The sequence below is a fragment of the Paenibacillus sp. ov031 genome (genome assembly GCF_900143165.1).
GTDB lineage: Bacteria > Bacillota > Bacilli > Paenibacillales > Paenibacillaceae > Paenibacillus > Paenibacillus marchantiae.
On the sequence record NZ_FRDO01000009.1, the window covers coordinates 45,398 to 57,196 of the forward strand.

General features: G+C 46.7%; 8 protein-coding genes and 1 riboswitch. Of the genes, 3 read left to right on the forward strand and 5 right to left on the reverse strand.

What is annotated here, in order from left to right; translation table 11 throughout:
- The 3 genes from BUA17_RS27150 to BUA17_RS27160 all read right to left on the reverse strand — a co-directional run bounded on the left by BUA17_RS27150 (nucleotide 1) and on the right by BUA17_RS27160 (nucleotide 5,516).
- On the reverse strand, nucleotides 1–1,035 hold the full coding sequence (locus BUA17_RS27150) for a cytochrome d ubiquinol oxidase subunit II (protein ID WP_063566587.1): 1,035 nt from the start codon (nucleotides 1,033–1,035) through the stop codon (nucleotides 1–3).
- Complete coding sequence (locus tag BUA17_RS27155; RefSeq protein ID WP_063566586.1) at nucleotides 1,032–2,378, reverse strand: cytochrome ubiquinol oxidase subunit I; 1,347 nt, start codon at nucleotides 2,376–2,378, stop codon at nucleotides 1,032–1,034. Before BUA17_RS27155 ends, BUA17_RS27150 begins: the two co-directional genes overlap by 4 nt.
- A gap of 327 nt (nucleotides 2,379–2,705) precedes the next feature.
- The gene (locus tag BUA17_RS27160; protein WP_072735554.1) at nucleotides 2,706–5,516 is read right to left on the reverse strand and encodes an ATP-binding protein; all 2,811 of its coding nucleotides are present in this window, start codon (nucleotides 5,514–5,516) and stop codon (nucleotides 2,706–2,708) included.
- A 380-nt stretch (nucleotides 5,517–5,896) separates the two neighbouring features.
- On the opposite strand from BUA17_RS27160, the gene BUA17_RS27165 reads away from it, so the two are divergent.
- Nucleotides 5,897–6,595 carry a response regulator transcription factor gene (locus tag BUA17_RS27165; RefSeq protein WP_064640594.1) on the forward strand — a complete coding sequence of 233 codons (699 nt, stop codon included), beginning with the start codon at nucleotides 5,897–5,899 and terminating at the stop codon, nucleotides 6,593–6,595.
- A gap of 40 nt (nucleotides 6,596–6,635) precedes the next feature.
- Here BUA17_RS27165 and BUA17_RS27170 read toward each other — a convergent pair whose 3' ends face one another.
- Complete coding sequence (locus BUA17_RS27170) at nucleotides 6,636–7,076, reverse strand: hypothetical protein (protein ID WP_064640595.1); 441 nt, start codon at nucleotides 7,074–7,076, stop codon at nucleotides 6,636–6,638.
- 225 nt (nucleotides 7,077–7,301) lie between these two features.
- On the opposite strand from BUA17_RS27170, the gene BUA17_RS27175 reads away from it, so the two are divergent.
- Nucleotides 7,302–8,444 (forward strand): virulence factor, encoded by a 1,143-nt coding sequence (locus BUA17_RS27175; protein WP_064640596.1) that lies wholly within the window; start codon nucleotides 7,302–7,304, stop codon nucleotides 8,442–8,444.
- 142 nt (nucleotides 8,445–8,586) lie between these two features.
- A riboswitch (Lysine riboswitch) is annotated at nucleotides 8,587–8,804 on the forward strand.
- 114 nt (nucleotides 8,805–8,918) lie between these two features.
- Nucleotides 8,919–10,385 (forward strand): amino acid permease, encoded by a 1,467-nt coding sequence (locus BUA17_RS27180; RefSeq protein ID WP_072735555.1) that lies wholly within the window; start codon nucleotides 8,919–8,921, stop codon nucleotides 10,383–10,385.
- Nucleotides 10,386–10,551: 166 nt separating this feature from the next.
- On the opposite strand, the gene BUA17_RS27185 is transcribed toward BUA17_RS27180, so the two are convergent.
- Nucleotides 10,552–11,679 carry a transglutaminase domain-containing protein gene (locus BUA17_RS27185; RefSeq protein ID WP_072735556.1) on the reverse strand — a complete coding sequence of 376 codons (1,128 nt, stop codon included), beginning with the start codon at nucleotides 11,677–11,679 and terminating at the stop codon, nucleotides 10,552–10,554.
- Nucleotides 11,680–11,799 lie beyond the last annotated feature (120 nt).

Sequence of the window (11,799 nt, forward strand, 5' to 3'; positions counted from 1 at the left end):
TCATCCTTTCTTTTTGCCAGCATTACCTCGCACATAATTGGCATCAAACAGAAACAGCTTCATAATGAGCACGAGTGAAGGAATGAGCACCAGCAGTCCCAGGCTGAACGCCGTAATGAGCGCAATACCCATCGTCTTGTTCGTAAAGCTGTCGAAAATATTAATGTACGGATACAGAATGTATGGAAGATGCGAGCGCCCATAGCCGTACCAGGCAAAGGCGAATTGCAGCATGACGGCGATAAAACACCAGCCCAAATATTTACGTTTCCATACCAGCGAGACGGCGATCACAAAACAGATAAAAGATGCGATAAACATCCATGAGATATTTAACATCTGCTCAAAGTGTGCGGGATTCTGTTTGTTAATCTGTAAAAATGCCAGAAAGCTGGCAAAAATCGTAGGCAGACTCCATAAGAGTGCATACTCCCGAAGAACTTCAAACGCTGTCTCATCCTCCGCCCGCTTGGCATAGTAGGAAAGAAACATCGCTGAGATATAGAGCACACTTACCAGTGCAAGCAATACAACAGACCAGGTATACGGATTCGTCAAAAACTCACGCCAGCGAAAAAATACCTGATCTCCCACCTGCTCAATAATTCCACCTTCGGATATCGCCAAAATGGTGGAAAACACCGCCGGAATCAGCAATCCCGTCGCTCCATACAATGCCATGTAAATCCGGCTGTTCTGACCATTGTTCCCATAGGTATTATAGGCGTAGTACACGCCCCGGATCGCAAGCAGCACAATCGCCAACGAACCTGGAACAAGCAACGCTGTCCCATAATAAAAAGCGCTATCCGGATAAAATCCGACTAAACCAACAACAAAAAAGATCAGAAACACATTCGTCACTTCCCACACGGGTGAGAGATAGCGCTGAATAATGTTATGGATTTTGTTCTCGTGTCCGGTTAATATGCTGTAAAAGCTGAAAAATCCGGCCCCAAAATCAATCGAAGCCACGATCAGATATCCAAACAGAAACGTCCACAAGATCGCGATGCCTGCAATTTCAAAGCTCAATGCACGATCCCTCCTTCCAGACCAAGAGACTCCAGTTCCTTCTCTGCTTCCTTGTTACGGAACAGCTTGCTGAGTACCCGAATCGCTGAAAAGCAAAGGATCAGGTACAGCAGAATAAACAGAACCAGCATCCAGCCTACAGAGGATGATGTTGTTGCTGCTTCCGACACCTTCATGTACCCGCGCAATATCCACGGCTGTCTGCCGACCTCGGCGAACATCCAGCCGAGCTCAATGGCAATCATGGCCAGGGGTCCAAGCAGGACGATGCCGAGCAAGAGCCATTTGGGATAAGGCTTGCGCCCCGGCAGCCAGCGTCGGAACACATAAAGCACCGGAATCAGCAGAATGATCACGCCGGTCGTTACTTTCAGGTCAAACATATAGTGAATGGACAACGGTGGCCTCAGATCGGCCGGAAATTCTTCAAGTCCTTTCACTTCCGTGTCCGGTCTGTTTCCCGCCAGTATGCTGAGTGCATAGGGGATCTCAATGGCGTATTTCACTTCATTGTTCTCATCAAGGATACCCCCATACACTAGCGGCGCCTTCGTCATCGTTTTAAAATGCCACTCTGCGGCGGCCAGCTTCTCCGGCTGGTATTTCGCCAGAAATTTACCGGAAGAATCTCCGATCATGACGGTGCTGACCGCAAATACGAGCGCACATACCGTTGTGAGTTTAAGCGCCTTTTTGTAATACACATGATCCCGACCCCGAAGCAAGCTGAATGCGGCGATGCCTGCCAATATACCCGCACTCAATGTGTATGACGAGGCGAGCACGTGAGATACCTTGGTCGGGGTAGCCGGATTCAGCATCGCAGCAATTGGATGGATGTCCTTCATGATGCCATTAATCAGGGTAAACCCCTGAGGCTGGTTCATGAAAGAATTCACCGTTGTAATGAATATCGCGGAGGCAGAGGATCCTAGAGCCACCGGAATCAACAGCAGCATATGGGTATATTTCTTTTTGAAACGGTCCCATGTGTAAAGGTAGATTCCAAGAAAGATGGCCTCTATAAAAAAGGCGAACGTCTCCATAAACAGCGGCAAGGCAATCGCCTGCCCCGCTACTCGCATAAACATCGGCCACAGCAGGCTGAGCTGTAAACCAATTGAGGTGCCTGTAACTACACCAACTGCAACGGTAATAACGAAACCTCGCGCCCATCTGCGCGCCAGCAAGGTGTAATGGATATCATTGGTGCGCAGTCCGCGCCATTCAGCCAAGGCGATCATGAGTGGAACGCCTACACCGATGGAAGCAAAAATGATGTGCACAAACAGGGTAAGACCGGTCAGCATCCGGCTGAGCAGAACAGGATCCAGGGATGACATGGGTTACACTCCTCTTTCACATAATCGTTATGTACGACTTCATACCGCCTGTGTGACGATATGCCTCAATAACTCATGATCCGGATAATACTTTTGACAACGGCATACAGCACGATCACGGCTGCGACCAGGCAGACGATAATAAGGGTTTTCTCTTGTTTACGGAACATAGACCTGCCGTCCTCCTTTTGCATGGCATGCAAATTATGGCTCTATAGACAGTTTGCAAAAGAAGTTGTTTTTTTATCCGGGAAATTTTGAAAAACAAAAAAAGCCTTTATCTATTTCAGGATAAAAGCATCCTATTAGATAAAGGCTTCTCTTGCCTTACAAAAGTTCGTCTTGCTTAGGCAATCGTACCTTGAACGTGCTTCCTTTGTGCGGCGCGGATATAAAGGTAAGCGTTCCCTGGTGGTCCTCTACAATTTTGCGCGAAATGTAAAGCCCCAGTCCAGTCCCGCCAATCTGACGATGATCCGAATTGTCCACACGATAAAACTTCGTAAATAGCAGGTCCTGCACGTTCTCTGGAATACCTATTCCATAATCACGTACATCGATGCATAACCATTCTTTTTCTTCCCACAACGTAATATCAATTCGGTCTGCTCCAGGTGAGTACTTGACTGCATTACCTACCAAATTATGCAGCAACTGAACCATCCGATTCTGGTCCGCGTAAGCAAAAAAGTCTCCATTAAACGCATGTACATAAATGCGCTGAATGGATTGCATATTCCATTGCTCAGCAACACCCTCAACCAACTCAAGCAACGGTACATACGTCTTATGATAGGTCATTCCTTCATTGTCCAGACGTTGAATATCAAGTACATCATCCAGCAGACTACTCAGCCGTGCGCCTTCCGAAGAAATGGTCTCCATGAAGTCCTGACGCTGTGAGGCGGGAAGATCATACATCATCATTAGTTCCACATAGCCCATAATGGTTGCTACAGGGGTACGAAGCTCATGGGACACCACGCTGATCAGTTCGTTTTTCATCCGATTCAGGCGTTCTTCCTCCGTACGATCACGGAATACCAGAAGAAATCCATGGTTTTTACCGGGAACATCCATTTGCTTCATGTACAGGGAAAATACACTCTTTTCCACATCATTGAATATAAATTCAGTCTCCACAAAGGCCAGTTCTCCGTTCAGAAAAGCACGAGTCTGCTCAACCAAATTGAAATCGGCGGTTAACACCAGGGTATCAATGGCATTGGCTAAATCTTCGATCGATCTGCCCGAAAAATCTCCGAGGCCAAACATTTCTTCCATTCTTCTATTCACTATTGTGATGGTGCCGGAACGATCTGACATGACCAGACCTTCCCGAACGGATTCAATGAAATGCTCACTGATGTCACGCTGTTCCTGAATGGCAACTTTTTCATGAAACAGCTCCGCATTCAGCTTCTCCAGAGCCAGCGCATGACGTACACGATCTTCTTCAGCCCTTGTGCGCTCGGTAATATCCTTGATAAACAAGTTATACAGCGTTTCGTTATTGCCCAATTGAATTTCTACAATTTTATACTCAATCGGAAAAACCGAACCATCCCAACGGATACCTGAGATCTCTTCCACGATGACATGCCGTTTACCCCGGATATATTCGAATCTTTCCAGCATTTCTTTGATTTCCATACAGCTCGCTCCCTGAAAAAGGGAAGGGGCATCCTTCTCGAATACTACTTCTTCTCGTTTCAGACCAAACATTCTTTCGGCTTCGGGATTAAACTCGATAATCAGTCCGTTTGAATCTACAGCAATAATGGCATCGATGGATGAATCAATAATGGCGCGTTTGATCTCCTCACTATTCTTCAGTTCTTTAGTTCGCTCTCTAACCCTGTCCTCCAGGGTGAGCTTGTCCTGACGAATCTGTTCGAATTGCTCTAGAAGCACATCAGCCATTTTGCGCAAATTACCAATCAGTATCTGTACTTCTGTTACATGGCTGGTTGGCCATTCCATCTCCCCATTACGAAATAACAGCCTCGGAAGAGAACCAGTCATGCGTGTAAGACGCTTCAATGGACTTATCACTTTTCGGCTGAGAGGAGCGGCGACAATCATGGAAGCCACAAAAATGATGAACAGAGATTGAAGTGTGGTCAAGTAGATCGCCTCAATCCGAGTGTAATAATTGGCTGAGTTGGTCTCAACAAATACTCGATATGGAGTGCTTGTGGTCATATCTGCTTCGTACATGAATGATGCCTGTTTCCAATGAGTAAGCACATCACTATAATAAGCATCCCCGGAATGAAATAGTATGCTGTTCTCGCCTGGCTTGAGAACACGATATTTGTTGATATCCAGGTATTCTCCCACTTGGAGCGTATCCAACCCAGAAGCAATGACCTTATCATTTGGGTCAAGAATGATGACATTCACACCCAATAGATGATGATAACGCTCAATACTTTGATGCATGTTCTCTTGGGTTAGATATCGATCATTTAAATCCTTGATCACAGCATTCGCAGCATGTTTTAGATTAGATACAATGGTGTCATTGATCTGACCTAGCTGTCTTCGGCTATCGGCCGATAACAGAACAAGAGAGACAACGACTACAAAAGCTACGACGTATTTAAAAGCAATCCGTGTGAGCGGAATGGTTCCTGTCCGTTTCGACTTCAGCTCGCCATTGGTAATCCAGAAGTCCACCACAATACCTGCAATTAGTGCATTCACCATGCTAGTCACAGCAACATGCATATATCCATACTTTAATTCTTCAAGATTCATGCTCATCATGAAATATCCATAAAAGGTCACTGGCAATAACATCACGACCCAGAATGCAGCATTGGCCTTCATGACACTTCCATTCTTCCATCGGATCTGCCATCCCAGCATCCAGATTAATTCAATAGTATGAGCGCCAATCATAAAAAAACTATTTGGGACTAGACCCCCGAATAATACACCCAAGGTACAGATTGCTATCAAAGAAGTGAATCCGTATATGGCTCCATGTAAGCGCAAGGCAATAAAAGTTGCGGCTGTGCCGAACAACAGCTGAACCCCATAAAACAGAGTCAGCGGAAATATCGTTCCCAGCGTACCAAGGATAATTAGAATGGCCGTACCCAACCACGGAATACGGAGTTTGATTACCATCCACTCCAACACCTTATTTACCTTTATGTAGTCCATAGGCAGCTGGCCTTATGACTGATTTCTATGTTTGCATTCAACAACAACGTTGGTACCTCCTATGGATTAAAGCTCGTAAGATCTACTTTATTTCCCTCAAACCGTTCTGATACATTATACTGTAATAACTACTCGATGTAGCTTTGGGAAATTTTGAATGATCGGCAATTGAGCTGCATTCATGGTAAAATACTGAAGTTTAGCTGAAACCCTATAGAACTTACTACATATGCATCCTATATTCTGGAATACAAACATTAAAAAATTTGCAGCATTTCCACACATATTACGGCTTTTTCTAAGAAGTTTCTTAACAAATTCATTTCATCAGGAGTGTGACCTCAATGTCTATCAAAGTTCTTCTTATAGAAGATGAGAAAAATCTGGCCGACATGATTGCTTTCTTTCTTGAGGAGGAGGGTTACATAACTGAACGGGTCCATCATGCACGCGAAGCACTTCAACTTTTCCCACGATTCCAGCCCGATATTGTAGTGACTGACTTGATGCTGCCTGAAACAGACGGTAATGATCTGGTTGATGCGTTTCGCCAACACTCGACTGTACCCATATTAATGATCTCAGCCAGCACCATGCTGAATGATCGGCTCCGAGCATTGCACAATGGTGCGGATGATTTTCTTTGTAAACCCTTTAGTCTAAAAGAGCTTGACGCACGAATTAAGGCATTATTGCGCAGATCGGCCATCTCCTACCCGGACAAGCCGATAAAAGAGGACAAACCGGCTGAAATTGTCGGACATGTCAGTGTGAATGAGTACAGAAGAACTTTGTTTGTGGATGGCCTTGAAATTGAGGTCACACATATTGAGTTTGAAATTATGAAGGAATTGTACCGAAATCCCGGCAAAGTGTTCACCCGCAATGAACTCATGGATCGTATTAAAGGCTCAGAACGGGCATATCTGGACCGTACAATCGATGTGCACATCTCCAGCCTGCGTAAAAAAATTGAACCCGACCCCAAAAATCCAAGGTATATCAAGACGGTTTGGGGAACGGGATATAAATACGTCATTTAGTACACGCCGAAATGAAATAATGGCTCATGTCCTCTCTCTGTCATCGTCTAATCGACTGGGTTGAGGGCTGAGCTGTTTTTGTTTTGTATGCAAAAGAATGCAGCAACCGCTGGATTTCCATGATCAGCCGATCTGGTTCTTCCTCTTGCCAGAGGATCATCTTTATCAGGCCCGTACCCGTAATAAGCTGCAAATGGCGCTTGCGAATCAACGATTGAAAATCCGTAATCACCAGCAAAGGAATCTGAGGCATAAATGCCCGAATGGCATTGGCTGCTGATACGGCTTGTCCAGCGTCCTGATAATCCACAATACAATAGTGAGCTGTGCCCCATTCCTCCCCCTCCTCGTTATTCACGTTCTTTTCTCTCCTCATTGCGGGCTCCCTCTGCTCGTCTGTTATCCATTCATTCAACAATTCAATCATATTGTCATAATCAATACCACGACTTCCGTCCGAAAGTACGGTAATGGGTTCCATAGGTATAACCTCCAGTTCATTCTCTCTTCTTATTGTGCCAATCTTCATTTAAAAATGTTCGTGTGTGAACATAAAAGAAGTGTTAACTATCTTCGTACGTCTTAACAAACTGTGTAAGGTTCATTACCCATTTCGCAGTTTGCGGCAATTCATGTAAAATAGGGATATGCCCGTGTCCATTGCGGGAACTTTAAGAATGAATCCGGTACAGGAGGTTATGAACCGATGAATATTGTTTCCATTGAACCAACACCCAGTCCCAATACGATGATGCTGCATCTGGACGAACGTCTGGAGGACGGGATCCGCAGAACATATACACTGGATAACGAACGGTCTGCTCCGGCGTTTATTCGCCAGATGCTTCATATTCCCGGAGTAAAAAGTGTATTCCACACGACCGACTTCGTAGCTCTTGACCGCAAGGGAAATGCGGATTGGTCCGTCATACTTGGCGAAGTCCAAAGCCGTCTTGGCCAACAGGGAATTGATCTGGACTGGATTGAATCTGAAGATGCCTCTGGCGAGCACTTCGGTGAAGCACAGGTATTCGTTCAATTTTTCAGAGGTGTACCGATGCAAATTCGGGTCAAAGCCGGCGCCAAGGAAGAGCGCATTTCGCTCTCGGATCGATTCGTCAAAGCCGTTACTGAAGTCGCCAGTGCAACGCTGATCAAGGAACGGAAACTGAGTGACTATGGCGTTCGCTACGGTGAATTGCCTGAAATCGCAAGGGAAGTTGAACAGGAGCTGGAAGCAGCATATCCGCCTGAGCGTCTGGAACGCGTGATTCAACAAGCCATTGAGCACGGCTCCAATGCCGAAGAATTCGTGGAACGTCGCCGCCAGCTGGATGGTGCCGAGCTTGAAGAGGCTCTGCATAATGAGGACTGGAATGTTCGCTATGCTGCATTTGATGGCATGGAACCTACAGCAGAACGGCTGCCACTCGTTGCTCATGCACTCCATGACAATAAAATGCAGATACGCCGGCTGGCTGTTGTATATCTTGGTGATATCCGTACACCGGAAGCGATGGAATTGCTGTACGAAGCTCTGCAGGATAGTTCGCCTGCTGTACGTCGAACTGCCGGAGATACCCTCTCCGATATCGGTGATTCTGCAGCAACGGCAGCCATGACAGCTACGTTATCCGACAAGAGCAAGCTTGTACGCTGGCGTGCGGCCCGCTTCCTGTACGAAGTGGGAACCGAAGAAGCAGAGCAAGCTCTGCGGAAGGCAGCCGAAGATCCTGAGTTTGAAGTCAGCCTGCAAGCCAAAATGGCACTGGAACGGATTGAATCCGGGGAACAGGCAGCTGGAACCGTATGGCAGCAGATGGCTGGGCGTAACAAGACGTCGGAATAGTCCTTTCGATTCATATCCAACAATTGTTATTGCACTGGAATACCATGGGGGTTATACTGATTGTCTGTTTACTAAACAGGACATTGAGTGTTACGTTCTGTGATTTATAATTTCATAGACAATAGATACACCTCATCCATGATGATGAGGTAGAGGTCGCGGGTGCGATCAGTACGCTGAAGGAGGCGCTAAGGAGCCGCTTATGAATTCAGCCGAAAGGTGCACCCGCCGAAGCTCGCAGGACGGTTCCTTACGTTGTCCAGCGCGGCTGGGGCTGTTGCCGAAAGGTGCAGAACTGTCACAGATGTATGATGCCTTCCTCGGAGGGTATGATTTCTTCTGTGTTGAGCTATCTTAAACATCTGGGACGAGGTGCGGACGATTGATAATAAAGACCGCAGGCTAATGCCTGCGGTCTTTTGGTTATTTCCATTGTTCTGAACCCATTAGTACGCTGAAAGAAGGAGTGTTTCCATGCAAGACCGCAACAACCAAACTAACACAGGACCTACCCTGAAAAAAGGACTACGCGCAAGGCATATGACCATGATTGCACTCGGTGGATCCATTGGTACAGGACTGTTCCTCGCAAGCGGAACCGCTATTTCCAATGCAGGCCCCGGCGGTGCACTGATTGCTTACGTTGCCGTCGGCATCATGGTCTTCTTTCTTATGACCAGTCTCGGAGAGCTGGCTACCTTCATGCCTGACTCCGGTTCATTCAATACGTATGCGGCCCGCTTCGTCGATCCTGCCCTCGGGTTCGCCATGGGTTGGAACTTCTGGTACAACTGGGCCGTCACCATTGCAGCAGAACTCGCTGCAGCAACCGTACTCATCAAATACTGGTTTCCTGACAGTTCATCCATGTTGTGGAGTCTGTTGTTCCTCGTATTAATCTTTGCCCTAAATGTACTGTCTGTTAAAGGGTACGGAGAGTCGGAATACTGGTTTGCCATTATCAAAGTCGCTACAGTGATCATCTTCCTTACCGTTGGTGTGCTCATGATCTTCGGCATTATCGGCGGAGAAGCGGTTGGATTCAGTAACTTTACTATAGGAGACGCCCCATTCCATGGCGGATTCTTTGCGGTTCTCGGTGTATTTATGGCTGCCGGGTTCTCATTCCAGGGAACGGAGCTCATTGGCGTAGCAGCCGGTGAGAGCGAAAATCCGCGTGAAAATGTCCCTCGTGCTATTCGGCAAGTGTTCTGGCGTATTCTGATCTTCTACATTCTGGCAATTACAGTCATCAGTCTGATCATTCCTTACACACATCCGAATCTGCTTAAAGGTGATCTGAACAACATCGGAGTTAGTCCGTTTACTCTTGTCTTTGAAAAAGCCGGTCTGGCCATTGCTGCTTCCGTCATGAATGCCGTTATTCTGACCTCTGTACTGTCTGCCGGGAATTCAGGCATGTATGCTTCAAGTCGTGTTCTGTATGCTCTTGCCCGGGATGGCAAAGCGCCTCGCTTCTTGGGTCGGCTGAACAAAAAGGGCATTCCAATGAACGCCCTGCTCTTGACCACAGCGGTAGGTATGCTCGCCTTTCTAGCCTCCCTTTTCGGTGATGGCATTGTATACACCTGGCTGCTTAATGCATCCGGTATGTGTGGCTTTATCACCTGGCTCGGCATTGCCATCAGCCATTATCGCTTCCGCCGTGCGTATGTGGCCCAAGGTCGGGATTTGAACGATCTGCCCTACCGTGCACGCTGGTTCCCATTTGGTCCGATCTTTGCTTTTGTGTTATGTATCATCGTCATTATTGGACAGAACTATCAGGCGTTCACGGGTGATCAGATCGATTGGAGCGGAGCCCTCGTCGCTTACTTGAGCGTTCCACTGTTCCTGATCTTATGGCTGGGTTATAAATTTATTAAGAAAACAAAAGTTGTACCATTACAGGAATGTGATTTTACAACTACAAACGAATAACGATATTGCACAGGCAACCTTCTTTCCACTGGAGAGAAGGTTGCCTTTTTTGTTCGTCCAAGTTTCGGGATAGCCATCATCCACGTAAAAAAAGAACGCTCATCCATGAGCGTCCTTGTTCACCATAAGGTGTGTCCTATTATAATCATTCATACAAAGTTTGATGTCACATGGTCCAGGTAATTTTCACACGCAGATCCACGGTATCCTCCATGTTGGATACGTAATACGATATCGACTTCATGCCAAGCTGATACAGATCCTGCAAATCCTCTACTAGTCCCGTCTCGGTACCTTTGTATCTGAAAGTCAGCGAGGTTCCGCCATCCTTGAGCACACTCTGAACTTTAGTTTTCAGCGCGGAATGACCACTAATCGCATCACTTTCGTCGTAGAGCGAGTATTCCAGTGTATGATACAGCTTCTGGTACGCGTTTGCCTTGCTACCTCCCGCCTTCACCAAAGTTTGCAAAGCTTCACGATAGGGAGCAGATGCAGCAGGATACTTGCCTTTAGCTGTCCATACATGGTCACGTGCCATCTCATCATCACTGAGCAAATAATAATTGTGACTTACCTTGCCCTTACGGTCAGGAGTAGGATCATCCCACGTCGTATCCATATGGTACCACTTGCCATCCAGCTTGACGAGATTCCAGGCGTGTAATTGCTCACCAGCCGTTCCTTCCACAATCCGGTTCTCTATACCCACCTGCTCCAGCATGCGATAAGCCAGCAATGAATATCCCTGACATACGGTACTGCCGGTAACAAGTCCATCGTATGCAGTATATTTCTGCAAGGATGTATCGTAGGAAAGGTTAAGTACAATCCAGTCATGAATGACTTTAACTTTCTCATGATTCGTCATGCCAGGCACGATAATCTCTTTGAGCACGTTGGTCACCTTGCGGTTCACGTAGTCGGTTTGCTCCTTCGTTTCCCGATATGCCAGCTTCACATGCACCTCTGCGGATACATTGGAGCCTTTATAATTAAATGCATAGCTTTTAACGGTATATTGAATATAAGGATCACTGGTCATTGCTTCGTCAATGGAGCTCTGCAACTGTTTTTTGAGGCCTTTCACATTGCCTTTGTATGTAAAAACAAGTTCCTCCGTACGCTGGGACATCGCATTCAGCAACGTCTCGCGCAGATCCGTATTCGTGGATATGTCCGATGTTCCCGACGCCGCGTACAGCTGATCCAGATCGACTGCATGTGGCAGTGCCACAGCAACAAGACAACCAGCCAATAGCAGGGTTATCACTCGTTTTCCGTGCTTGCCCATGAAAGGATACCACCTCTCTTTGCAAAGTTCTCATGCCTCATTGTATCACAAAAGGGATTGACGGCAGGCTTCTAGTTTTGTCGAAAAGCATCAAAAGAGACCCTCCGTAGAAGGTCCCCC

What these genes read in the sequence shown, in the direction of transcription:
- BUA17_RS27155 (WP_063566586.1), bottom strand. Translation starts at nt 2,378, where the DNA reads ATGTCATCCCTGGATCCTGTTCTGCTCAGCCGGATGCTGACCGGTCTT.
- BUA17_RS27160 (WP_072735554.1), bottom strand. Translation starts at nt 5,516, where the DNA reads ATGGTAATCAAACTCCGTATTCCGTGGTTGGGTACGGCCATTCTAATT.
- BUA17_RS27165 (WP_064640594.1), top strand. Translation starts at nt 5,897, where the DNA reads ATGTCTATCAAAGTTCTTCTTATAGAAGATGAGAAAAATCTGGCCGAC.
- BUA17_RS27170 (WP_064640595.1), bottom strand. Translation starts at nt 7,076, where the DNA reads ATGGAACCCATTACCGTACTTTCGGACGGAAGTCGTGGTATTGATTAT.
- BUA17_RS27175 (WP_064640596.1), top strand. Translation starts at nt 7,302, where the DNA reads ATGAATATTGTTTCCATTGAACCAACACCCAGTCCCAATACGATGATG.
- BUA17_RS27180 (WP_072735555.1), top strand. Translation starts at nt 8,919, where the DNA reads ATGCAAGACCGCAACAACCAAACTAACACAGGACCTACCCTGAAAAAA.
- BUA17_RS27185 (WP_072735556.1), bottom strand. Translation starts at nt 11,679, where the DNA reads ATGGGCAAGCACGGAAAACGAGTGATAACCCTGCTATTGGCTGGTTGT.